Below are 22,591 nucleotides of genomic sequence, written 5' to 3' on the forward strand. Positions count from 1 at the left end.
ACTAAACTATAGAAATTGAACGGACTGAAACGTCTGTCCCAGTCCGTTAGAATTATTTAACGATAAAGTTAATACCGATTGCTTGCGTAGGTCTTAGAATTCTGTGTGCTATATACCCATTATGATACACCCTCTTTTGTGTATCACAACAACAGATACAAATCCTTATTTCAATAGCGGAAGCTGCTCCAGCATGTTCTTAATGCGGATGGCTGTGCGGGGCATAGGCTCGGCTACGGTCAGCCCGACAATATCTTTTTCCTGCCCGATATCGTTTATCACACGCACCACTTCCGCGATTTTCATTCCACCCGGGACCACACCGACCGCCGCGATGATTTCCGCCGGGTCGAGTACATCCATATCAAAGTGTATGACAACCTTGGATGCTCCGCACGATTGCAACCATTGCCGTACCGCATCACTGTTCTCGCGTACATCTTCCGGTGTCAGGTGTTGGATGCCGTATTGCTTCTGCCGCTCCTTGATTTCGTCACGCTCCCAATCGCGCAATCCGACAAAAAGGATTTTGGAAGGGGCTATCTTCATCGGCAGTTCTGAAACAATGTGTTTGTCGCCCAAGCCCATGCAGGCTGTTACCGCCATGGCATGATAGCCCGCATAGGCATCGCCGGGCAAGGTAATGTCCGGATGCGCGTCAATCCAGACCATTGCAAGGTCATCCTTGTATTTGTCCGCAAGGTAGGTAAACGGAACGACGCTTGCCGAACATTCTCCGCCCAGTGTTACGATTTTATCGGGATGGGTTATCTTCAAAATATCCAAAGCCGCTCGGGTCTGTGCGATGAGCGCCTCTTTGTCCAAAACGCCGTCGGTTACTTTACGCTCTATCTTGTCGGTTGCCACAGGAACCATGTAGGTTTCTTGCCCGCTGTCCGGTGCAAGGAAATTCAGCAACTGCGCCCCAAGGTAATATCCCCTCGAAGCCTGTTCCGGGTCTTTTACTTCCGTTATCCAGTGGGCGATGTTGCCACCTTGCCACTGCGGATAAACCAGCCGGATGGTTTTTGTACGTTGATTATCCATTGTTAATACATTATTTTGTGCCTTGCCGGAAAACAGCGTTCCGCATAGCAAGGCGGTTACTACTAATAACATTCTGTTCATATTCCCCTTTTTTGTGTGCGAAGATAGCATTCTATAAGCACGGACGCAAGTACGGGCAAATTATTCATATACGGATAAATTTGTCCCTATATCCGTTTCTCGTCATAAAATGTGTACTTTTGTTCTGCGAATTGACAATATCAAATATATGTATAAGAAGAAAATACCCTTAGACCTGGATTGCGGTGTGGCCATAGCCATGGAAGTCATGGGCGGCAAGTGGAAATCGTGCATCCTCTACGAACTGGAGAAAGGCTGCAAACGTCCCAGTGAACTGCACCGGCATTTTGAGGATACCAGTCCCCGTGTCATCAATCAGCAGTTGAAAGAACTGGAAATGCACGGCATGATTGAGAAAACAATCTATCCCGAACTTCCGCCCCATGTGGAATATTCCATCACGGACGACGGACGGAGCCTTATGCCCATTATCCGGATGCTGGAACAATGGGGAAATGATTTCCGCCCGAAGATGGTGCGGATATTAGAAAAAACGGGAATGGCAGAATAGTTTTTTATATACAATTGTAACACGAAAAAGTTATCTTTGCCCCGGATATAAACCAAGCAAACATGGAAACAGAAAAAATGAAAATGAAGGCCGGCAAGTTGTACGACGCCAACTATGACAAAGAACTGTTGGCGGAGCGTGCGGCATGTGCCGATCTGACTTACGAACTGAATCAGCTACGCCCCTCCAAAGCGGAAGAACGGGATGCGTTGGTAAGGCGCATATTGGGTAAAGTGAAGGGCAACTGCACGATTGTCTCTCCTTTCTTCTGCGATTACGGCTATCACATCGAAGTGGGTGAGAATTTCTTCGCCAACATGAACTGTGTCATCCTCGATGAAGCCCCGGTGAAGTTCGGCGACAATGTGTTCGTGGCTCCGAACTGTGGCTTTTATACGGCAGGGCATCCGCTGGATGCAGAACGCAGGAACCAGGGACTGGAATATGCACGCCCCATCACGGTAGGCGATAACGTATGGATAGGAGCCGGTGTCAGTGTGCTGCCGGGCGTGACGATAGGCCAAGGTGCGGTTATCGGTGCGGGCAGCGTGGTGAACCGGGATATTCCGCCACGGGTACTGGCCGCGGGAAATCCCTGCCGGGTGATTCGTGAGATTACAGAAGAAGACAAGAAGCGATATACAGAAAACGCATGAAAACGTCCGAATAACATCAGTCCAGTCCTTTCGCGCACAACCATTCGTAGGGAGTAATTGTGCGCAAAAAATCCCGCAACGCGGGGACACATCGTTGCGGGAAATCTGATTATGCGCGATTCGTGGACTTTATCCGAAGGACCCATCGCTACCAGTTCCCTCTTCCGTATCTTCCTCCGGCACCTGCGTCTCGTCGCTTTCCTTGCCCAGCCACTCCATGAAGGTGATGCCTTCGTCGGCGATGAGGGCGCGGGTGTAGCCGCCGCTCATGTTACGGGTACGGTCGGGAGTGAACTGCACACGCAGGCCGGTAATCTGGTCGCTGCTCACCTCCTCTTTCGTGGCAACGCCGTTGCCTGCCGAAACGGTGGTGTAGCGGAACCAGCCCAGTCCTTCAAAATGCACAGCACGGCTTTCTTTCATGAAGTCTGCCATAATGTTGGGCAGGGCACGGAGCACGGCATGGGTGTCGGCGGGCGACACGGTCGATTCACGTGCGATGCGGTTGGCAAGTTCCTGCGTCTCGACAGGCTTGCCCACGGTGACGCTGCGGGGATACCACAGGTCGTTGATAGCTTGCTTTACTCGTTTCCAAAATATCATACAAACCTCCTTTTTTGTGTCTTTCGTCCCTCCTTATCAAACGCCTTTGCAACTGATTGACTGACAAGCGGTTGACTTTTGTCCCCGACGAGTACCACGTTTGTCCCCCACGAGGGTCTCGTTTGTCCCCGACGAGCACCCCGTTTGTCCCCGACGAGGAGGTCGTGTGTCCCACACGGGAAATTGGGGTGTCTTCGGGCAGGTTGTCGCTTGGATAATTCTTGACAGGAAGACGGGTTAAACCTAAAATTGTTTTGCCTCGACCTATTTCGTTTCTCACCACTTCACCGGCTCATTCAGAATCACGCCGTCGGTTGCGTCTTCTGCCGTGAAGGTGTTGCCACGATACTGCACGCAGAGCATTACGAGCGGAGTTGTCCCGTTGTTGCGTACGCTGCGCTTGCCGTTGGGAGACACGCGCACCACACTGCCTTCTTCAACGGGGAACACTTGCCCGTCCACTTGGAATTCACCCTTTCCCGCAAGGAAGAAATAAAGTTCCTCATGGTTCTTGTGGGTATGGAGGAATCCCGTTTCCGTTCCAGGCTGGAACATCTGGAAGGAGAACTCGCTGCCGGTGGCTTGAAGTGCCGCACCTCCGAACACCTTTCCCGGAATCTTCACTTCGGGAGCAATCTCCAATACATAGTCACTCAATTCGCTCAGTTTGCCAACGCTTATTGCGTTGAAGTTTTTGGCTGCTGCCACTTTCTTAATTTCTTTCATTTCTGTATTCTTTTTATAGGGTTTATAAGTTAATGGTTTCTCCATCTTCCGGGATAAGCAGGCGAGACATATCGACACCGTGGTGCAGTGCCTCGTTGCGCAGGATGGCGCGAGTGGTCTGCCCGTGGTCCGTAGCATCCATGTGGACGGCTATCAGCTTGATTTGCAGGGGCAGTTCATCAAGCATTTGCATTACCTCGGCTTCATCGGGGATGATGCAGCCGTCTACCTTGGAAAACTCCGGGAAGACCGCTCCACCGCTATTCACCACGATATAGTCGGGCTTGAACCGTTCTACCGTTTCGCGGATGCAGTCTTCCCATTTGCAATCGCCCATGATATAGACCGTAGGACAGCCCTCTGCCGTCAGCACATAGCCCGACACAGGTCCCATTATCTCGCCAATCTTGCCGAAACCGTGATGGCCGCTCACACGATGAATGGCCATACCCTCCACTGTCATCTTGTCTTCGATTACTTCCACCCGGGTAAAGCCGTCCTGCTCCACCGTCGCCTTGTCGTGCGGCTGAACATAATAACGGATGTCTTTAGGCAGATGTTGTTTCACGGTTTCATCGTAGTGGTCGGGATGAATATGGGTCTGCAACACCATGTCCAGCCCTTCGGTTATTTCACTGACGGGCATGGTCAGATGTACACGTGGGGTCTTATACACGCCGATTGCCGACTGCATGCTTCCCTTATCGGCAAAGAACGGGTCAACAAGGATGTTATGCCCTGCATAATTGATTTTCAAGGTGGCATTGCGCACCAAACGGATAGTTGTTTCCATTATCTTCTATGTTTTAATGTTTACGGTTGCAAAGTTCGGCAGAATCTTCCCGCACCTCTATGCCCAAAACAGGGGAATAAATGCCATTTTGATAAAGTTCGTTCTTCAGTCTGTTGAGTGTGACGGCGATATCGCCTGCCAGTCCGACGGATTTGTGGGCGATGGCATCGGGAATGTACAGTTCCGGTGTCAGGTTCAGCGTGATGTAAACGGCGTGTGGTTCGTGGGTTGCCAGTTGCATCAAGGGCTGCTTGATGAAGCGATTGTGCTTACCGATGCCCAATTCCAGGATGACGATGTACTTGCCGCTGTAACGCCGGAGGAACTCATTTGCCTGACGGCTTTTGTCCGTGGGTGTGCGGTGCTCCAGCATATCCTCAAAAGTGCCTTCCACTTCGAAGACCTTTTCCGCTTCGAATCCGGACAATTCCAGATGCGTGTCGGCATTCGAGGTGAGGACGAAGTAATCTTTGCCGCCCACGGTGGCGAGCAAATCTTTCATCACCTGCGAGGGACGATACTCCTTCACCCAGCATTGCACGAGGCGTTGCAGGAACTCTGTCCTTTCCCATTCCGTCGGGTATCGGAAGAAGCACCCCTCGATGACATTCCGTATACCGTACTTCTGTCCAAAGTCGCCGAACTGGCGACGGAACATTTCGTTATTGGCGAACACGTGGTAGCCTTCGGCGATGGAAAGCCCGTTGCTGGCTCCTATCAGCAGGGCATCAGCTTGGGCTATGGCTTGGGCAGCCCGTTGTATTTCATTCATTGTCGTCATAGTTAATTGTTAAAAATATCAGGCTTGAATCAAGCTTTTGCCTCCATCCAGCCAAGGCAATGCCTCCGTCCAGCCAAGGCAAACGGCCAGTTCAATATACTCTTGCAGGGTTAAACGCTTCCTTTACATTAAACTCCTTCATTCCGGCGGTGGACTTGCTGAGCAGTTGTTTCAAGATAATGGCAATGTCGTCGCTAATGGCGAGGCTTTTCTTTGCAATCTCTTTCGGCACAAGAGCATGCTGCGGATTGAGCGTGGCGTAAAAGGCATTCGGCCATTGATACACCATGTTCATAAACGGTTCCTTGATGAACATCGGGGTCATCATGCCCACGCCCAACTCCAAGAAAAGCGTCTTGCGGTTGGCATTACGTTGCAGGAAGTTCATATAACGCTTCATCTCGCGGTGGTAGAACGTGCCTTGCAGGAACTCGCGTGAACGCACCCAAGGTGCCATGGGGCGGCCGCAATGCGGGCAACGGGGTATCAGCTTGTCGGGCAAGGCATCCTGCTGGATGGCGTCGCAGAGCCACATCACCTCGGTGTGATTGTCATAGATATTGTCGTGGCAGGGTTGCGAACACTGCCAGTAACGCCAGTCGCCCTGTATACGCGTAATGCGGTTGGCAGGGAACACGCGATAGAACTGCGCGTCCTGATTGGTGGTGACGATGTAGTAATCCTTGCCTTCCAACAGTTCCGCCAAGTCCGTATACGTATCGCCCGTGTGGCAATCATAGATGTATTTAATGGTGCGCAACACCACGGCCCAATGCTCGCCCCGTGTGAGGCGACGGTCGTAAAAGGCATCGAACATGTTGTGTATCCCGTATTTCCTCGCCAACCCGCCTGCCAGTTTGCGGAATACTTCATCGTCCTGATAGTAAAACACGAATCCAGAAGCGGCGGACATCCCCGACGCGCCGCCCACGACAATGGCATCGGCCTCGTCAATCTTCTTTCTTAACAAGTCTATCTTTTCTTTTGCTACCATAATATATGTATCTTCCTGTTTTTTCCGGTTGCAAAGGTCAGTAATACCCTCCGATAGTGTTATGCCTAAAATAGACGGATTTATGCCATTTTGATAAAAGAAAGCATTACCTTTGCGAAAACGATAAGCGTATGAATGAGATAATCAACCCCGAACGACTAGTCAGCGTACCGTTCAGCAAGACGGATTGCGGTGTAGACTTCTACATCAATACGGCCACAAACAAGGACATCGGTCCTGTGCTGACCGAATACAAACGATTCAAGACGGACTTCTTCAGTTTTTATTTTCTTCGGAAGGCAAACGGTTTCTTGCTGCTGAACTTCCGCAAGATAGAATTGCATGACGGTATGGTGCTGCTCCTCTCGCCCCACCAGCAACAGGAATGGCATGTAGACGAAGCGGCATTGGATTATACGTTTCTCATTTTCCGCGAAGACTTCATGCGCACGTTCATTGCCGACAAGTTCTTTGTCTATCGCTTGCTGTACTATTATCAGACCGATACGCCGCCTTACCTGTATGCCTCGCCCGAAGAACTGGCGGAATACATGCGCCTGCTCGGCAAAATCAAACAGGAATTGCTACACCCAGTGGCGGACACGTACAACCTCATTGTGTCCGTACTCTATTACTTGTTGCTGATTATCAACCGTGCGTATGCCGCTGCATACCGGTTGCCCGTAGAAATCGCGAAGAACAATTATGCTTTCCAATACAAGGATTTGCTGGAACAGAACATCCGCATCATGCAGCGGGTCCAGGAGTATGCCGACAAGCTTCACATCAGTCGCATCACGCTGAATACTTCGGTCATGGCGCAGTTTGGCGTATCAGCTGCCCATCTGCTGAAACAACGCCTGCTGGAAGAACTGAAGAACGAACTGCTCTTCTCCAACCGCACCGTCAGCGAACTGGCGGACGATTTCCATTTCTCCGACCCCAGCCACCTGATGCGCTTTTTCAAACAGCAGACAGGGAAGACGTTCACGCAGTACTTGCAGGATTACCGGAACGGAATATATGAATAAAACCTATTTATGCTATTCTCCCTTATGGCTTCATCTGTTTTTCAAACCTAAAGTATTCCGCCCGGTATTCATACCCGCTGTCAGGATAGTCCGGGTCCTTGTGGCGGGCGTTGAAGTATGCGACAATGTGGAATCCGCATTTGTTGACATAGAAATGGATGTTCCGTTTCTCGAAACAAGGCGTTACCAATTCCCACACCTTTGTTTCGGGATACATGCTTTCAATCTGTCCATTCTTTCATACCGGTAACTATGATTATGCGTGAATACTAACGCTCCATTTCTTCAATCTCTTTCTCAACAGATATATGGTGGAGACAAAGGTAAAGAATTCTGCCAACGGAACCGTCAGCCACACGCCGTTATCTCCTAAAATAAGCGGATATATCATGATTCCAAGCACAACGAACAACAGCCCTCTTTGCAAAGACACAAGTACGGAGGTGCGTGCATCGCCCAGCGAGGTAAAGAAACTCGACGACAGAATGTTCGAGCCGTTCAGCAGGAAAGCGAAGGCGCAGACTGCCGCTCCGATGGAGGTTATCTTCAGCACATGGCTGCCCCCGTCCGCAAAGAATTGGGAGACGATGAACTCGTTGCCGAAGAACATGATGCAGAATAGGATGATGCCAATGGTCGCATTCGTCTTGAAACCCAGAAACAAGGTCTCTTTCACCCGGTTCAGATGACCGGCTCTGTAATTGAACGAGAGGATAGGCACAATGCCGTCCGACAGCCCCACGAACATCTGCACTCCCAGATTCAGCATATAATTGATGGCCGTAAATGCAGCTACTCCCACTTCTCCCCAGTTCTTCATCATCACCCAGTTGAAGAGGAATACCGTAATGCCGGCTGACAACTCCGACAAGCCTTCCGATGAGCCATTGTATGTCATCTGACCCAGCAACCTGAAAGAGAAACGTCCTTTCCGGAGACTGACCAGACTGCTTTTTTTCAGCAAAGCGGGAGCCATGACCGCAAAACCAGTTGTGAATGCGATGCCCGTAGCCAAGCCCGAACCTGCCGTGCTCCACCCAAACACACCGACAAAAAGGAGGTTCAGAAGCAAGTTGAGCACTACTGTTCCGCCAAGCACCAGCATGGCAAAGTAGGGGCGTCCCATGGCTTTCAGCATATAATCGCACAGGAACGCCAGCAACAAGAACGGGAAAAACAGGGAGAAAGCCCGTACGTAGGAAACCGTATAAGGCAGCAACACCTCGTTCGCGCCCAAGAAACGGCACAACGGCTCTGCCGCAAGCACAAAAGCGCATCCCATGACAAGAGCTAGCACAAGCAGTGACCAGAAGGCTGTCTTGAAAGCGCTATGCGCCTTGACATAATCCTTGCTTCCCAGCGCCATGCCGACAATCGCCTGGCAACCCACGCCCACAACGACAGCCAACGCACTCATGAATGTATATATCGGGACAAAGATATTTATGCTTGCCAATGCCTCCGTACCGACAAAGTTTCCCAACACCGCGCCGTCAATCATCGGTTGCAAGCCGATAAACAACAGCCCGACCACTCCGGGTATGGCAAATTTCCTGAACAGCACAGTAATTCTTCCTGTAGCCAATAATTGTTCTTCTTTTGTGAGATGCATATAAATAAGATTTTATATTTCATCTGCAAAAGTAGGACTTTGGCTTTGTTTGGGATTTATCATTAGGGTAAATAATAGAGAACTACATAATACTTTTTATTTATATGAATGTAGCCAATTGAAAGAGGTGTTGTTTCATCTCTATTCCGCATTCGGAAAACATTCGTAAGCTGGAGTTGTTCCCATCTCAAGTACCAACTTGCCTCCATTCTTGACGGCATCAAACGGAATCCTTGGCGATACCAGCCGTTTGCCGTTGAGGTAGGCGCGTTGAACGTATACGTTTTGAGGTGTATTATTTTTTACTTCAATAGTAAATGTTTTCCCTTTATAATAAGTTGGGTTTAAGTGGATCGTGATTTCATCGAAAAGGGGGCTTCCTATATCCAGCTTGGAATGGGCCGAACAGCCTCCGTCCATCTCAAAAATACCTATTGCACTCATGACGAACCAGGCGCTCATTTGTCCTTCATCTTCATCGCCCTCCCAGCCATGGTATGGAGTATCGCCATAGAAAGTATTGAGTATGGCCCGGCTCCACTTTTGTGCTAACCAAGGTTTGCCGGAGTAGTTAAATAGATATGGCGTACACATATTGACTTCATTCCCATGGTTAATATAGAACTCGGCGGATTGTCCCATGGTCCGATCGAACATGTGCGCGGCAAACTTATGTTTCTCCGATTTCTCGAAGCCTTCCTCCAGTCTGCGGTTAAAGGTTTCTTTTCCGATTAATTGCACTAATCCCGGGATGTCGTGAGGTACGTACCAGGAGTATTGCCAGCTATTTCCCTCGATGAATCCGGCATTCGAGAAGCGGTCGAATGCGGAATCCCAGCGGCCGCTTGTATCACGCATCGTCACGTACTTCGTTTCCGGGTGGAATACGTTTCTGTAATTTTGGGAGCGTCCCTCCAGTTGTTTCGCCTCTTTCTTGCACCCGATGGCGTAGGCTAATTGGGAAACGCACCAATCGTCGTAGGCATAGTCCAGTGTCTTCGACACTACGCCGTATTCGCGGGGCATATAACCGTATCGGATGTAGATATCGAGCAACGGATTGCCTGCACTGCCTCCTCCGGGATGTTCTATACCGGGTACCGTCACATTCTTACGTACCGCCTCATAGATGGCTTCCCCATCTTTCCGGATGCCTTTCTAGTAGGCTGCGACCATTAATGTGGTTTCGTGCGAGCCTTCCATAATACCGGAGTACTCCAATCCGGCGGGGCCTTTGCAGGTCCATCCTGTATGGTGAAACATTTCAAGCTGAGTGGTCACCCAGTCGTCCATAATCTCCGGGGCGACGATTGACCATAAGCCGTTGAGGTTCCAGTAAGTATTCCAGAAGGCATCGCCGCCGTACATCTTTCCTTTTCCTAAAGTCTGCACGTTTTCCTCTGCATCGACATACTTCCCGTTCACGTCGCTCCAGGTTTGCTTTCCGGCAAAGGCTCTGTATAGATTCGTATAAAACTTTACCTTGTCCTGCTCGGTCCCGCCTTTTACTGTGATTCTACCCAGCAATTCATTCCATTGGGCACGGGCTTGTTGTACTGTTTTGTCGAAGTCGAAATCCAGTGGGGCCAGTTCCTCTTCCATATTGAGCCGGGCTTGTTCGATACTAACTAAAGACAGTCCGGTACAGACGGTAATGGGCTCGTTTGCCTGAGTCTCGTAGAGAGCATAAGCACCGATGTTTCCCGAGCCGCTTATCGCTTGGATGTCTTCTTATATTCCTTCCGCGTTCCATCCATTAAGTTGCCGAAAGGGCTTACTGAAGCGTACGACGAAGTGAAGCATATATTCATTCCAATCGCTCCAGGGGCCGGACTGGCATTGTGCGTATCCCTCTATCTCTGTATTACTTACCCGTCGGATACGTGCATCCGTTAGACGGAATCCGTAATCCCATTCTGTCGGGAAGAGCAAATCCATCAATATGCGAGACTCCTTACGTTCGGGAAAAGTGTACCTATGCACGCCACAATGGGTCGTTGCGGTTAGTTCCGCTTGGACTTCATGGTCGTACAGATAGACCGAATAGTATCCAGGCGATGCCTTTTCACGTTCCTTTAGGATGCGAGAATGGTATCCGGCATTCGCCCCCAAATAGGGAGAGTCGGTGGATGGATTACTTAATGCCAGGTCGGCGGTAGTGGGCATCATCATGAGTCCTCCCATAGTCCAGGCGTGGAGATGACTAAAGCCGGATATATTGCTCAGAGAGTATTCATAGCCTCCCATCCATACGTCGCCCTGGTTGTCCGGTCCGAGCTGCACCATCCCCATAGGGAGCTGGGCGTACGGTCCGAGCATCCAGCGGGAGTTTGAGGTTCCAATGAACAAATCTACATAATCTACGGGCTGCTTCTCGATAGCCGTTGCGGCGAGGCAAGCCGATAAACTTGCCACTAAAACAGGGAGTAGTCTTTTGATTTTCATGATATGTCTGCGTCTTTATATCTTATATTATAATAGTACAAAGGAAAGCATTTTCCGCTAGAATACCAAACTTTCCGTCTGGATTTGAGCTTGTGTAAAATGCAGCTTAGGCATAAGGTAGTCTGGCTTTTTATGTGTATCTTTGCAAAGATTGCTGTGAAATAATTATATTAAACCTAATCCATAAATAGATAGATTATGAATGACAAGGTTAACTTTAGTAAAGAGGCTCCTGTTTCCTTTGCTCTCTGCTTCCGGACAGATTGTGTATCGGCGGACCATTGCTTACGAAGTCTGGCTGCACGCGACCTGGGAAAGGAGCGGAGTACTCTCTATATTATCAACCCCAATTTAGTGAATCCCAAAGGCGGAAATACCTGCCGGTTTTTTCAGAGTTCAGAAAAGGTAAAGGTAGCTTACGGCTTCAAGTGGATGATGGATCATGTTCCCGCCGGACGCATAAGGCATATACGCGACGCCATCTGCAGCATGGTCAGCCAGCGTACTTACTATTACCTGATGGACGGAACGAAACCTATCCTCCCAGACATGCAGAGGAAGATAGGCACTATCCTACAAGCAAACGGTCTGTCCGTGCCCATCCTGTTCGACCGTTATGAGCAAGAATACGTCTGGAGAACATGAAGTATAGATTTTGCACACATGAGTGCAACGTTTTGCAATGAGCATTGCAAGGTCTTGCACACATGTATGCAAAGTTTTGCACACGTGCGTGCAAAAAAGAAGGATGGGTATCGTCCCGTCGACGCATGCCCATCCTCCCGCTGCTTCCTCGTCAAGGCTCGACGCCCCACTGCCGATTGGGCTCCGGACCCATCTCGAGCGTCAGCGTGCCGCCTGCCATGATATCTTTATAATCCAGGTAACACTTCGCATACTCCTTCCCGTTCAGTCGGGCGGATTGTATGTAAGTATGCGTCGGCGCATTATGAAGCGCCTGGATGGTGAACGTCTTGCCCCCGTCCAGCCGAAGGGTAATCCGGTCGAACAGCGGCGCAGAAATCTCGTAGCGCGTCTCGCCCGGGCAGACGGGATGTAAGCCAGAAGCCGCAAGCACATACCAAGCAGACATCTGGCCCACGTCCTCGTTCCCGACCAGTCCTGCTACGCTGTTCTTGTACGCATGCTGACAAATAAACCGCGACCAGCGCTGCGTCTTCCAGGGCTGTCCTAACCGATTGTAGAGGAAAGGCACATGATGCACCGGCTCGTTCGCGTGGTTGTAGTAGGCGTTCCATAAGAAATCCGTGGGCGTATGCTGGAACATCGAGTCCAGGTCCGCAATGGTCCGCTCGGTTCCTCCCATCAGCTCTACCATTCCTTCGATATCATGCGGGACGAACCAGCCCTGCTGCAGCTCGTTACTTTCTACACAACCATATCCCTCCTCCAGTTTACCCTTCTCGGGCCAAGGCAAGAAGTTCCCCTGCTCATCCTTAGGGCGGAAGCTATGCTTCACCGCATCGTAAATGTTCCGATACGATTGAGCCAGCCGCGCATAATGTTCCGCATCCGCCTCCTTCCCCAAAGCTCGGGCCAGCTGAGCCATGCACCACTCCGTGTACGCATATTCGAGCGTGTTAGAGATACTATTGGGGGAATAGCCCAGGTGCGCATTCCCGAACCGCTTCGACGTGTTGTCGGCGTAGCGATATGCCTTTTCCATGTCGATTCGGACGATACCTTTGGCATACGCATCCGCCAAGACCGAGATAGCCGGATTACCAACCATGCAACCGCTATATGCGTTGAGGAACTCCCATCGCTCGTAATACTCCCGTCCGCTCTCCTCGGCCATCGCGGTGAGCGAAGCCAACAAATCGTTCACCAGAACCGGATTAATAATCGTCTGCAAAGGCATCTGGCTGCGGAACACATCCCAACCGCTGAAGATAGTCCTGCGCGTGAAGCTGCTTGTCTGATGTGTCCGGCCGTCCGCTCCTACATATTGTCCATCCACATCCGAAAAGCATCTCGGGTCGATCATCGTATGATAAAGCGACGTGTAGAAGATAACCTTCTGGTCGTCTGTACCGCCATCGACCTCCATCTTCGCCAGTTCCTTGTCCCAGAGCGAACGGGTTCTGTCGCGCACTGCGTCGAAATCCCAGTCCTGTATCTCTGCCTTTAGATTCTTCTCGGCTCCCTTTTCGCTCACGAAGGAGATGCCCACCTTCATCAAGACCTCCTCCTGAGGAGCCGTCTCAAACTCCGTAAAGAACCCGATGTGTTTCCCCTCATAAGCCTGTGGCTTCTCGATAATCTGGGCACCGGCCGTGAGCGCTTGAAACTCCGGACTCTCCACGAACTGCCGATGACGGTCCTGCCCATCCGGGATATCTACACTCCATATTCCATAATCTGTCAGAGGCTTAGAAAACTGGGCATAGAAGAAGACCGTGTACCGCGCTTGACCGTCTCCATTCCCCCATCCTCCGCCTTCAGGCGTACATTCCATACGCCCCGCGATGGTATGCTCATCCACTACCCGGACCGACTGATACGTGGAAGTCCCCCCGACCCGACGTGCCAAATCTATCTGGATACGCGATTGCTTATGCTCCGGGAAGACGAAGCGCAACATCCCGCAACGAGGAGCCGCCGTCGCCTCCACCTGAATCTGGTAATCACTCAACAGCACCTTGTAATACCCGGCTTGCGCCTCTTCAGAGGACTTATCATACCGAGAACGATATCCCTCTACGCCGTTCTCCTTGCCAGAGTTCGTATGAAGTTTCCCCACCGTAGGCATCACCAGGAAGTTCCCTAAATCCCCATACCAGCCGATGCCGCTCATCTGCGTAAAGGCGAAACCCTCTATTGTCTCGTGCTCATAGCTATATCCGGGACCATTATCTCCGCCCGTGATCGTATTCGGACTTACTTGAACCATGCCGTAAGGAGTCGTAGCACCAGGGAAGGTCTTCCCTAAACCATGATAAGCCCCAGCCGCTTCCACATTTGTACTCGCCCCGATGAATGGGTTCACATAATCAGATAAATGCTCCTTTTGACCCGCATGTTCAGGAGCGGAACAAGAAAAACTACCTATCCATATCATAGGTAGTGCAGCCCATATCAACCATTTCTTTTTCATGTTAAAATGCTTTATAGATTATTCAACATATACATAATATTCTGTGTTTCATTCGTTATTCTAATTTATGTGCTTCTCGGGAAACAAAGTTACGGAAATCTATCCAGTAATTAAAGACGGAAGGAAGTCGGATATAGATTGTATGGAGTAAAAAACATGGTTATGATTATGTCTCTCCAAATCCGATATCGCTTTTCCAGATACTCCCCATGCGGCAGATAGGCAATCTATCCCCACAGCTTTACAGACCATGATGTCGGAAATGGTATCGCCTATATATACCGCCTCGCAAGCAGATAGATGATAGCTTTGCAACAACCATTCTAATGAAGCAGCCTTTATATTCCTCTCGGCATTGCCGGTCAGAACTTTGTCAAACAAAGTGTTCATGCCGAATTGCCGCAAAGTGATGTCGCAACTCTTTGCCCCTTTTCCCGTTACAAGAGCCACGATGATACCGCTTTGTTTCAAGTCGGTTATCAGTTCCCGTATTCCGGGAAAAGGTCGGGGACACAGCTGTTCATGTAGATTTTTATAGAAGGTATAGAAATCTGCCAACGCACATTCTTTGTATGGAGCATCTACAAGGCTTGCTATCATTCCCTGTTCATTCAGGCCGAAAGTCCGTATCACATCGTCGTCCGACAATTCATGCCCGATGTAAGGCGCAACCGCTTCTTTAAAAGCTTTTATACATAAGGGAATGGTGTCACCGATAGTGCCATCCAAATCGAAAGCTACCAATCTAATCTTGTTCATGGGGATATTGATTTTACGAACAACTTTACAAGGGTTTCCTACCGCCAGACTGTTTTCAGGAATAGATTTAGTCACAACGCTGCCCGCGCCAATCACGCTCCCCCGACCAATGGTGACGCCCGGCAGGATGATGACACCTCCCCCAATCCAGCATCCGTCTTCGATGCTGACGGGCAAGGCATAGGTATGCCGGACGTATTCCGTGCCGGCGGGTGTCTCTACGGGCGTCAGACGTTCGTTCAATTCTATGGGATGAGTTGCCGTATAAATTTGTACATTGGGAGCAATCAAGCCATTGTTTCCAATGGTGATTCTGTTGCAATCAACCAATGTACACCCCATGTTGATGCTGACATTGTTGCCGATATGGATATGGCAACCATAATCACAAACAAAAGGGTTGCCGATGGAGACTTTCTCACCGATACTTCCAAGCATTTCTTTCAGGACAGCCAGCCTTTCAGCCCTGCTTTCATAGGGAAGTGCATTATACCTCAATAACAACCTGTGGGTCTTTTTCTTAAATTCGATAAAGACGGGTGCATGACAATCGTACCACTCGCCGGACAGACATTTCTTCAATTCATCGTTCATACGCGTTGCTTTTACTATTCTTCGGGGGCAAAAATATACATGTCCCGCATGGATTTCCTGTATGATTTGGTGTTTTATCTGTATGAAAGCGACTACGTGATAGTCAAATTATTTGAATCCTGCGAGATAACTGCCGTCCCCGCTGGGGACAGCACAAATCCTACAGGATTGGCACTATCCGAGATATTTTTATAGAAAATCCTGCGGGAACATAAGTAAAAAGCTTATGTTTCAAGAAGCAGACCAATGAAACCATGCAGCAATATATCTTGAATTATAAAATGAAGATGGTAGAAAGCAGGCTTCTACATACCGACATGCGAATCAATGAAATTGTAGCAGAACTCGGATTTACTGATGAAAGCCACTTAAACAAGCTATTCCGCAAATACAAAGGTGTCAGCCCCACCGAATTCAGGAAAAGATTATCTCTTTAGCTCCTTCCGAAAATAGATCATGTCCCGCAACACTTTGCCCTCCTCCACGATAGGGTGGTCATAATGGCGCGTGAAAAAGTCGGGAATGGTGTGCGAATAGGTAAAGCCGCAACTCCGGTAGAAACCTACCGTCTGCTGGCTATCGCCCGTCCCCACGAACATCGTATGGCAACTGTCCTTGTAACGGTCGAAGAGATATTCCACCATCTGTCTGCCCAACCCTTTACGCTGATAGGATGGAGAAACGGCCAGATTCTTCAGTTCGCAGACGCCTTCGCCTTCCATGGTAACGACGGCCACCGCAAGGGGCTCTTGTATCTGTTCATCCTGCATGACATAGAGTTCTCCCCGTTCCAAATAACGGTCTATCATCGACTCCTGTTCGTCGGCAAGAAGCAACAGGGAGAGGTATTGTTTCTTGTCGGTAGGAATGTGGTGAATATTGGGATGTCGTTTTAACTTCATGTGTAATATCGGGAACGGATTGCCCTGTTCATCGGTTTCATCATATTGGTAGGTCTCAAAACCGAGATGACGATAAATCGCTTCCGCTTGCGTATTTTGTTCGTTCACATCAATGTAAAGGGCTCCATATTGTTGGATGGCGAGGTCTATCAGCAGTCGTCCCCATCCCTTTCCTATCTGGTCAGGAGAAAGGAACAGTGCTTCTATCTTCTTCTCTTGTATGCCTATAAAACCGATAGGAATATTCTCTTCAAAGGCAACGACTAAAATGTCAATGTCATATAATACAGCTTTCCCTTGCTGTTTGATGCTTTGGATGTCCTGTTCCGTCAGAAAGTGATGGGTGGCGCGGACAGACGCCTCCCATACTTGCCATAACTGACCGATGAACTCGGTTGTTCGCTTATCCTTGTCGATTTCTTTTGTTAATCTCATTCTCATCTTGTTCTTTGAATAAATTTCCGATAGAGTATTCATACCTCCGGGAAATGTTTAGTTTCCTACCGACAAAAGTAATGAGAATCTTCTAAAGGACAAGGATTCAGTTTCTAAAAATGCCCTGTATTTAGTCGGATAATCGGTCGATGTCTCCCTTCATAAGGCTAGGTAAGCACCGGCTTATCTTATCTGCGGGTCAGTTCCACCATTCCAGGGCTTCCAGTTTGTGTATCGTATCTTCATCAAAGCGCTTTCTTATCGGTCGGGCAGGAACACCGCCGACTATCGTATAGGCCGGAACGTCTTTCGTCACCACGGCGCGGGCAGCTATGATTGCTCCGTTACCGATATGTACACCAGCCATGATAACCGCTTCGTAACCTATCCATACATCGTTGCCTATCACAATGTCTCCTTTATTATCCCAAGCCGTTGCTACATTGGATTTTTCCAAACCCCAATCTTCATAAAAGAGAGGGAAGGTATAGGAGGATAAGGACTTCAAGGTATGGTTGGCACTGTTGAACAGAAACTTCACACCACAGGCGATGGAGCAGAATTTGCCGATTACCAGCCTTTCGTGATTGATAGGATAATGGTAAAGTACATTGTTTTGTTCAAAAAGCAGCGGATCGGACACAAAGTCGTTGTAGATGGTATAGTCACCCACTATGATAGAGGGGTCTTTTACGACTGCATTCAGGTACACGGTCTGCGTGTCACCTGTGCGTGGATATATCTTTTTCATCATAGATTCAGCTTTTAATAGTGTTTATATTTAAGATAAATGACAGACTGCACCCCAAGCCCAAGCACGAACAGGTATTCCACTGCCCAATAAGCTGCTAACGGAACATTACGATGGCTTAATCCCCATAAGCAAAACAGATAAACAATGGTTGTTGTCAGTTGAAAGACAAATACAGTCCGCGTTGCTCCTGTTCCTGTCGCTGCGTTCAGATAAACATAGCCGGGAAGTGCAAAGAAGTAATTCAGCAGCATAACCATAAACGGCAACCATGCAACTTGTACGATAACCGGATTTTCTGTGTAAGCCCCGATAATGTGTTGGTGAAAGACCAAGGCAAGAACAATCAATGGGATACCTGTCACATATCCTAAACGGATAATTTTGTGACAAAGCGGGAAGATTTTTCTCTTTTCACCTGCTCCAATCAGGTTGCTCACCAAAGAACTGGTAAGACCAGCCAGCGCATTGACGATAACGGAAAACAGGGCGGAAACACTTCTTACAATATTCGATACAGCCAATTCTGTTTCTCCCAAATGCTCGATAGCCAAGAAGAACAGAAACCAAATGGCTACACTGACAAAGAATTGGAGCATGCTCCATACCGAGATAGAAAATATTTCTTTTAATATCTTTATCTTAATGTGCCAGCGTAAGCCATATACTTTTTCATCAATATGCCGGAACAGATATATTGTCAATACTACCAGCGAACACATTTCGGCAAACGAAGAAGCTATGGCTGCTCCTGATATGCCCATATCGAATCCGAATATCAGGAGCCAATTCATCGGAATATTCACCAGTACGGCTGTGAAAGCCGCCATGTTCAAGGCTTTTGTCTGCGTAATGCCTACTAAAAACGAGCGTAAGGCTAGGAGTGGGAAAGAGAATAACAATCCCCAAATACGCCAATTCAGATAACATACAGTTGCGTTGTAGACATCGTCTGAAGTTATCAGATGTTTCAGCAGGACTGGAGAAAGTATTTGAGACAACAGGCAAAGGAACGCCGCTAGCATCAGCAAGAAAAACAGTCCTTGAAAGAACGTTTTTCCTGTTTCTTCATACCGTTGTTCTCCGTTACGGCGGGCGATTACTACCTGTAGCCCTAAACTGAAACCGAAGCCGAGCATATAGATAGCCAGATACCAAATCCCGGCAAGGGCGGATGCGCCCAATTCTATTTCTCCCACATGCCCCAAGAAAATGGCATCGGTGATATTGATAAGTTGTTCGATAAGGATGCTCATCATTACTGGAAAAGCGATGAGCCAGATATTTTTATAAGTATAATTCATTGCTCAAGTTGATATAATACGACAAATCCTGTAGCACAAGGCAACACAAGCTATCGCGGTTTTACAAATTCGGAATAATGGCAAAACAAGAAAGGACAAACCTGTTATAAGCCTGTCCGTTGCTGAATAGCTATGACTGAAATGCTATCCGTTAAGCGCAGCTATATGCACACTTGCCATTTCATGTGGGTTGAACAACTGGTATTTTTCTGTTAGTTCCGCAAAGATAGCATTTGTTCTTGATTATACCACCAGGCAGTTGATTTCTTTTTGCAGATTCTCCAAAAAACACGAAGCATGTGCCCCATCCATTTGTGTATGATGAAACTGGAAAGAAACAGTCAGTTTCAGTTTCCATAAATGCCGTTTGTATTTGCCCCAAATCAGAAACGGATTATTGAACACTCCGCTGTACATACCTACCGCTCCGTCTATTTCATATTGCACAAGAGCAGATGTGCCAATCACCATGTGGTCCGGCAGGTCATGGTTGCAGCAAGTGTGGGCAACTTGCTTGGTAAGCCGTAAGTAATCCTCATTGAATTGGCTTAAATCATTAGAGTAGGGGATGTCACAGGAGCTAACCTCACCTTCCCGATTCGCTACGATGGTGCAGACGGCAAGACGGTCATATTGCATCAGCTTCCGCCCGACCGGAAGCATATAGAACTCTTTGATATGGCGTGCTGCCCGTCCGATGCACCAGCACATCAGCATATTGAACTTTAATCCAGTCCGTTTGCTGATGCAGGCAAGGCGGGTTACATCTATGGTCTTGAAAAAGGTGAGCATGGGCATGGGGGCATCTATCCACATTTCAAATGCGTATGCACGGGTCGTGTTTTGGGGATTTACTTCTTTCATCCTATCAATTGTTTATATGCGCAAAGGTAAGCTGGTGGTGTGGCTTCGGATAGAAGAAAAGGGACATTATGCCGGGTTGGTGAACAAATCGGAATAAGGCTGGCAGATGTTCAATAAGGCCACGGGCGTATGACCACTGAATTGCTTGAACTCCCGGATGAAATGCGACTGGTCGGCATAGCCACACTGGTAAGCCAGTTGTGCTTGGCTGATGCCCGCCGGGCACTCCTGCAAGAGCTTCAGCGACATTTGGAAGCGGGCAATCCTTGCGTACTCTTTGGGGTTGGTACCAACCATATCGTTAAACAGGCGCTCGAACTGCTTCTTACTCAGACAAGCGATGGAGGCCAGGGTTGTCACGGAAGTTCCCGGAGTAGAGAACAGGTGGTTTATAGCGGCGGCTATCCTTTTCTGGTTAAGTGCGAGCTTTGGGGTTTGCACCTCGGATAAGAGGGAGAGCAGCCATGCCTCTATTAGGTTGATACAGGTATCCGTATCCTTGCATTCGAAAACCTGAGCGGCCAATTCCTCCAGCCGTTTGTATTCAAGGTCGAAGCCGGAGACCTCCAGATTGTGCAAGGCAGATATAGGCAGATGCAGAAAAGCCCTCATGCCGTATGGCTGGAAGACAACCACAATCATCTCTGTTTCCCCCTCCGAATACAAATGAGCCGGGTAATTAACCTGCCCGCTGACTGTCAGTATGGATTGGCGCGTTCCCAGTTCCGGAATATAGAGCGGCATCCCTTTGTGGAAGATGAGCTGGGGACAACCGATAGGGAACGTAAGGGTTTTCAGCAACCAACTACTCCGGAATACCCAATAATACCTGATATAAGGTTGCAACAACCGGCAAGGCTTGTAGAACTGAAAGCCCTCTTGAAACATATAACGAATGCTTCTTGTTAATAGATTTTTCTCCGGTTTAAAGCTGCACGGTACCGATTCGCATGGCGGTTGTGTTCGGCAAGTGTAGCGGCAAAGTTGTGGCGACCCGAGAAATCCTCCTTGGCGCACATATAGAAATAACGATGGTGGGTATAGTTTAATACCGCATCGATAGCGCAAATAGAAGGGATACGGATAGGGCCGGGGGGTAACCCTGCATATTTATATGTGTTATAGGGAGAATCGACGGTAAGGTGTTTATCGAGAATGCGCTGAAGCGTAAAATCACCTACTGCAAATTTCACGGTTGGATCTGCTTGAAGCGGCATCCCGGCCTTTAAGCGGTTGAGGTAAAGGCCTGCGATGAGGGGATATTCGTCCGTCATGGCCGATTCTTCTTCCACAATAGAAGCCAGCGTGGAGATCTCGATAGGTGTTAGGCCTATTGTTTGGGCCTTTTTTAGGCGTTCTTCTGTCCAGAAACGGTTGTATTCTTGCTTCATGCGTGCCATGAAACGTTCGGGTGAGATATTCCAATAGATTTCATACGTATTGGGAATGAAAAGAGCTGGAATGTTTTCTCGGGTGAAACCTAACGAATCGCACCAAGTGGAGTCGTTCATCCGGATTAACAGGTCGATGCCATGCAGCATCAACTGCTTATCTATCCGCTCGGCTAATTCTTCTTTGGTGCGAATGTTATGGAAGGTCAGGCGTGTGGCTTCTTGATGGCCATTTCGAAGATTGCGCACGAGCGTCAGGTTGTCCATACGGGGGTCGATGCGATAACGTCCTGTCCGTACGTGTGGCGGATATTTCATCCATCGGGCCAATAGTTTAAACGTACTGATATGTTGACAGGCAGTAGAATCTTGTAGAAATTGGCAAACGTCGTCCCAACGTGTCTTTTCATCTATATATATGTAAGTAGGCTTTTCGGGGAAGAAATTGGGCATCCATACGATGCGATAACACCAGACGCCACACAAAAAAAGGACGAGCGCCAATGCGACGCCGCAGATCCAGGTGCGATGTTGAATGAAAAAGCGTTTATTCATACTGTTTTAAACGGTTGATTTTCAGAATCAGGTGCAAAAATAACATCTTTTCTTGGAAAAATAAGCGGAAAAACCCTTGTTTATTAAAAAATAAGATATACCTTTGCATCGCTGTTCAAGCAAAAGTGGTCATTAGGAAGTTTGGGTGAGTGGCTGAAACCAGCAGTTTGCTAAACTGCCGTACGGATTTCCGTACCGGGGGTTCGAATCCCCCAGCTTCCGCTAATAAGTACATAGAGATAGAGAAAAGGTTTGCAAATCAAGATTTGCAAGCCTTTTTTGTTATTGAGAAATACCTTTGTAAATATACTCTGTTGAACGCGCTGAAGTACCGCTTCGCCCAATACGGCGTATTGACGCGCTCTTTCCGCCGTATTGACGTTCTCGATACGGCGTATTGACATCCCCTTTGCAAGGGCGCAAGTGATGCTTTTGAGGAGGCGCAAGCCATGTCCTTGCCGAGCGGCAACTAAAAAAGCCCCTTCTCGGCCGAAACCGAAAAGAGGCTCTTAAGAGTTTTGCGCTCCGGTCTTCCCAGAAGGGAGCGCCTTGAATAGAATTTTCTAATATTAATACTAACGTATTTCTTTGGCTGCGGCGACTCTCGCGAGGGGCACTGAGCAGCTTATTAACTATTT

At 48.6% G+C, this 22,591-nt stretch carries 21 protein-coding genes, 1 tRNA gene and 3 pseudogenes; 6 read left to right on the plus strand and 19 right to left on the minus strand.

Translation table 11 applies throughout. The annotated features are described in order from the left end of the window. Positions 1 to 165: 165 nt before the first annotated feature. Entirely contained in the window at positions 166 to 1,047 is an 882-nt protein-coding gene (locus B5F77_RS13935; RefSeq protein WP_239446372.1) for an arginase family protein, read from the minus strand. Positions 1,048 to 1,276: 229 nt separating this feature from the next. On the opposite strand from B5F77_RS13935, the gene B5F77_RS13940 reads away from it, so the two are divergent. Together B5F77_RS13940 and B5F77_RS13945 are read left to right on the plus strand one after the other, a co-directional pair. Further along, entirely contained in the window at positions 1,277 to 1,639 is a 363-nt protein-coding gene (locus B5F77_RS13940; RefSeq protein WP_087331834.1) for a helix-turn-helix domain-containing protein, read from the plus strand. Between the two features lie 62 nt (positions 1,640 to 1,701). Beyond that, entirely contained in the window at positions 1,702 to 2,295 is a 594-nt protein-coding gene (locus tag B5F77_RS13945) for a sugar O-acetyltransferase (protein WP_087331836.1), read from the plus strand. 129 nt (positions 2,296 to 2,424) lie between these two features. On the opposite strand, the gene B5F77_RS13950 is transcribed toward B5F77_RS13945, so the two are convergent. The 5 genes from B5F77_RS13950 to B5F77_RS13970 all read right to left on the minus strand — a co-directional run bounded on the left by B5F77_RS13950 (position 2,425) and on the right by B5F77_RS13970 (position 6,192). Beyond that, entirely contained in the window at positions 2,425 to 2,898 is a 474-nt protein-coding gene (locus B5F77_RS13950; RefSeq protein ID WP_087331838.1) for an HU family DNA-binding protein, read from the minus strand. 276 nt (positions 2,899 to 3,174) lie between these two features. Beyond that, positions 3,175 to 3,624: a cupin domain-containing protein gene (locus B5F77_RS13955; protein ID WP_087331868.1), complete on the minus strand. Its 450-nt coding sequence runs from the start codon at positions 3,622 to 3,624 to the stop codon at positions 3,175 to 3,177. A gap of 22 nt (positions 3,625 to 3,646) precedes the next feature. Further along, positions 3,647 to 4,417 carry an MBL fold metallo-hydrolase gene (locus tag B5F77_RS13960; RefSeq protein WP_087331840.1) on the minus strand — a complete coding sequence of 257 codons (771 nt, stop codon included), beginning with the start codon at positions 4,415 to 4,417 and terminating at the stop codon, positions 3,647 to 3,649. Positions 4,418 to 4,430: 13 nt separating this feature from the next. Further along, the gene (locus tag B5F77_RS13965) at positions 4,431 to 5,189 is read right to left on the minus strand and encodes a hypothetical protein (protein ID WP_087331842.1); all 759 of its coding nucleotides are present in this window, start codon (positions 5,187 to 5,189) and stop codon (positions 4,431 to 4,433) included. Between the two features lie 100 nt (positions 5,190 to 5,289). Beyond that, a complete protein-coding gene (locus B5F77_RS13970; RefSeq protein ID WP_087331844.1) occupies positions 5,290 to 6,192 on the minus strand; it encodes an NAD-dependent protein deacetylase in 903 nt (300 codons plus the stop codon). Positions 6,193 to 6,323: 131 nt separating this feature from the next. Here B5F77_RS13970 and B5F77_RS13975 point away from each other — a divergent pair, with 131 nt between their 5' ends. Next, entirely contained in the window at positions 6,324 to 7,223 is a 900-nt protein-coding gene (locus B5F77_RS13975; RefSeq protein ID WP_087331846.1) for a helix-turn-helix domain-containing protein, read from the plus strand. A gap of 22 nt (positions 7,224 to 7,245) precedes the next feature. Here the strand turns inward: B5F77_RS13975 and B5F77_RS13980 are convergent, their stop codons facing one another. The 4 genes and pseudogenes from B5F77_RS13980 to B5F77_RS16055 form a co-directional block, all read right to left on the minus strand. Then, positions 7,246 to 7,440: a hypothetical protein gene (locus B5F77_RS13980; RefSeq protein ID WP_204244984.1), complete on the minus strand. Its 195-nt coding sequence runs from the start codon at positions 7,438 to 7,440 to the stop codon at positions 7,246 to 7,248. A 39-nt stretch (positions 7,441 to 7,479) separates the two neighbouring features. Beyond that, positions 7,480 to 8,835, minus strand: coding sequence for an MATE family efflux transporter (locus B5F77_RS13985; RefSeq protein ID WP_087331848.1), 1,356 nt, complete (start codon positions 8,833 to 8,835; stop codon positions 7,480 to 7,482). 141 nt (positions 8,836 to 8,976) lie between these two features. Beyond that, positions 8,977 to 10,560, minus strand: a pseudogene (locus tag B5F77_RS16050) (glycoside hydrolase family 92 protein). A 6-nt stretch (positions 10,561 to 10,566) separates the two neighbouring features. Beyond that, entirely contained in the window at positions 10,567 to 11,280 is a 714-nt protein-coding gene (locus B5F77_RS16055; protein ID WP_239446370.1) for a hypothetical protein, read from the minus strand. 198 nt (positions 11,281 to 11,478) lie between these two features. On the opposite strand from B5F77_RS16055, the gene B5F77_RS13995 reads away from it, so the two are divergent. Then, complete coding sequence (locus B5F77_RS13995) at positions 11,479 to 11,925, plus strand: DUF6078 family protein (protein WP_239446371.1); 447 nt, start codon at positions 11,479 to 11,481, stop codon at positions 11,923 to 11,925. 151 nt (positions 11,926 to 12,076) lie between these two features. Here the strand turns inward: B5F77_RS13995 and B5F77_RS14000 are convergent, their stop codons facing one another. The 3 genes and pseudogenes from B5F77_RS14000 to B5F77_RS15900 all read right to left on the minus strand — a co-directional run. Beyond that, the gene (locus tag B5F77_RS14000; protein WP_087331852.1) at positions 12,077 to 14,398 is read right to left on the minus strand and encodes a GH92 family glycosyl hydrolase; all 2,322 of its coding nucleotides are present in this window, start codon (positions 14,396 to 14,398) and stop codon (positions 12,077 to 12,079) included. A 99-nt stretch (positions 14,399 to 14,497) separates the two neighbouring features. Further along, complete coding sequence (locus B5F77_RS15895) at positions 14,498 to 15,157, minus strand: HAD hydrolase-like protein (RefSeq protein WP_204244985.1); 660 nt, start codon at positions 15,155 to 15,157, stop codon at positions 14,498 to 14,500. A 6-nt stretch (positions 15,158 to 15,163) separates the two neighbouring features. Beyond that, positions 15,164 to 15,751, minus strand: a pseudogene (locus B5F77_RS15900) (sugar O-acetyltransferase); the annotation flags it as partial. Positions 15,752 to 15,981: 230 nt separating this feature from the next. On the opposite strand from B5F77_RS15900, the pseudogene B5F77_RS14010 reads away from it, so the two are divergent. Continuing rightward, positions 15,982 to 16,188: pseudogene (locus B5F77_RS14010) on the plus strand (AraC family transcriptional regulator); the annotation flags it as partial. Here the strand turns inward: B5F77_RS14010 and B5F77_RS16130 are convergent. The 6 genes from B5F77_RS16130 to mltG form a co-directional block, all read right to left on the minus strand. After that, positions 16,177 to 17,088 (minus strand): GNAT family N-acetyltransferase, encoded by a 912-nt coding sequence (locus B5F77_RS16130; RefSeq protein WP_087331870.1) that lies wholly within the window; start codon positions 17,086 to 17,088, stop codon positions 16,177 to 16,179. The pseudogene B5F77_RS14010 and the gene B5F77_RS16130 overlap by 12 nt on opposite strands. Before the next feature lie 199 nt (positions 17,089 to 17,287). Further along, a complete protein-coding gene (locus B5F77_RS14020; protein ID WP_343225103.1) occupies positions 17,288 to 17,842 on the minus strand; it encodes a CatB-related O-acetyltransferase in 555 nt (184 codons plus the stop codon). A gap of 11 nt (positions 17,843 to 17,853) precedes the next feature. Then, complete coding sequence (locus tag B5F77_RS14025; RefSeq protein WP_087331857.1) at positions 17,854 to 19,143, minus strand: MATE family efflux transporter; 1,290 nt, start codon at positions 19,141 to 19,143, stop codon at positions 17,854 to 17,856. 243 nt (positions 19,144 to 19,386) lie between these two features. Beyond that, positions 19,387 to 20,007 (minus strand): CatA-like O-acetyltransferase, family 2, encoded by a 621-nt coding sequence (locus B5F77_RS14030; RefSeq protein WP_087331859.1) that lies wholly within the window; start codon positions 20,005 to 20,007, stop codon positions 19,387 to 19,389. 66 nt (positions 20,008 to 20,073) lie between these two features. After that, positions 20,074 to 20,895: a helix-turn-helix domain-containing protein gene (locus tag B5F77_RS14035; RefSeq protein ID WP_087331862.1), complete on the minus strand. Its 822-nt coding sequence runs from the start codon at positions 20,893 to 20,895 to the stop codon at positions 20,074 to 20,076. A 17-nt stretch (positions 20,896 to 20,912) separates the two neighbouring features. After that, positions 20,913 to 21,953 (minus strand): endolytic transglycosylase MltG, encoded by a 1,041-nt coding sequence (mltG, locus tag B5F77_RS14040; RefSeq protein WP_087331864.1) that lies wholly within the window; start codon positions 21,951 to 21,953, stop codon positions 20,913 to 20,915. 135 nt (positions 21,954 to 22,088) lie between these two features. On the opposite strand from mltG, the gene B5F77_RS14045 reads away from it, so the two are divergent. Further along, positions 22,089 to 22,175 (plus strand) — tRNA-Ser (locus B5F77_RS14045). Positions 22,176 to 22,591 lie beyond the last annotated feature (416 nt).

The organism is Parabacteroides sp. An277 (genome assembly GCF_002159645.1).
Classification (GTDB): Bacteria; Bacteroidota; Bacteroidia; order Bacteroidales; family Tannerellaceae; genus Parabacteroides.

What these genes read in the sequence shown, in the direction of transcription:
- B5F77_RS13945 (WP_087331836.1), top strand. Translation starts at nt 1,702, where the DNA reads ATGGAAACAGAAAAAATGAAAATGAAGGCCGGCAAGTTGTACGACGCC.
- B5F77_RS13965 (WP_087331842.1), bottom strand. Translation starts at nt 5,189, where the DNA reads ATGAATGAAATACAACGGGCTGCCCAAGCCATAGCCCAAGCTGATGCC.
- B5F77_RS13995 (WP_239446371.1), top strand. Translation starts at nt 11,479, where the DNA reads ATGAATGACAAGGTTAACTTTAGTAAAGAGGCTCCTGTTTCCTTTGCT.
- B5F77_RS14025 (WP_087331857.1), bottom strand. Translation starts at nt 19,143, where the DNA reads ATGAATTATACTTATAAAAATATCTGGCTCATCGCTTTTCCAGTAATG.
- B5F77_RS16130 (WP_087331870.1), bottom strand. Translation starts at nt 17,088, where the DNA reads ATGAGATTAACAAAAGAAATCGACAAGGATAAGCGAACAACCGAGTTC.
- B5F77_RS13985 (WP_087331848.1), bottom strand. Translation starts at nt 8,835, where the DNA reads ATGCATCTCACAAAAGAAGAACAATTATTGGCTACAGGAAGAATTACT.
- B5F77_RS14020 (WP_343225103.1), bottom strand. Translation starts at nt 17,842, where the DNA reads ATGATGAAAAAGATATATCCACGCACAGGTGACACGCAGACCGTGTAC.
- B5F77_RS14000 (WP_087331852.1), bottom strand. Translation starts at nt 14,398, where the DNA reads ATGAAAAAGAAATGGTTGATATGGGCTGCACTACCTATGATATGGATA.
- B5F77_RS13970 (WP_087331844.1), bottom strand. Translation starts at nt 6,192, where the DNA reads ATGGTAGCAAAAGAAAAGATAGACTTGTTAAGAAAGAAGATTGACGAG.
- B5F77_RS13975 (WP_087331846.1), top strand. Translation starts at nt 6,324, where the DNA reads ATGAATGAGATAATCAACCCCGAACGACTAGTCAGCGTACCGTTCAGC.
- B5F77_RS13980 (WP_204244984.1), bottom strand. Translation starts at nt 7,440, where the DNA reads ATGTATCCCGAAACAAAGGTGTGGGAATTGGTAACGCCTTGTTTCGAG.
- B5F77_RS15895 (WP_204244985.1), bottom strand. Translation starts at nt 15,157, where the DNA reads ATGAACAAGATTAGATTGGTAGCTTTCGATTTGGATGGCACTATCGGT.
- B5F77_RS14030 (WP_087331859.1), bottom strand. Translation starts at nt 20,007, where the DNA reads ATGAAAGAAGTAAATCCCCAAAACACGACCCGTGCATACGCATTTGAA.
- B5F77_RS13935 (WP_239446372.1), bottom strand. Translation starts at nt 1,047, where the DNA reads ATGGATAATCAACGTACAAAAACCATCCGGCTGGTTTATCCGCAGTGG.
- B5F77_RS14035 (WP_087331862.1), bottom strand. Translation starts at nt 20,895, where the DNA reads ATGTTTCAAGAGGGCTTTCAGTTCTACAAGCCTTGCCGGTTGTTGCAA.
- B5F77_RS13960 (WP_087331840.1), bottom strand. Translation starts at nt 4,417, where the DNA reads ATGGAAACAACTATCCGTTTGGTGCGCAATGCCACCTTGAAAATCAAT.
- B5F77_RS13940 (WP_087331834.1), top strand. Translation starts at nt 1,277, where the DNA reads ATGTATAAGAAGAAAATACCCTTAGACCTGGATTGCGGTGTGGCCATA.
- B5F77_RS13950 (WP_087331838.1), bottom strand. Translation starts at nt 2,898, where the DNA reads ATGATATTTTGGAAACGAGTAAAGCAAGCTATCAACGACCTGTGGTAT.
- B5F77_RS13955 (WP_087331868.1), bottom strand. Translation starts at nt 3,624, where the DNA reads ATGAAAGAAATTAAGAAAGTGGCAGCAGCCAAAAACTTCAACGCAATA.
- B5F77_RS16055 (WP_239446370.1), bottom strand. Translation starts at nt 11,280, where the DNA reads ATGAAAATCAAAAGACTACTCCCTGTTTTAGTGGCAAGTTTATCGGCT.
- mltG (WP_087331864.1), bottom strand. Translation starts at nt 21,953, where the DNA reads ATGAATAAACGCTTTTTCATTCAACATCGCACCTGGATCTGCGGCGTC.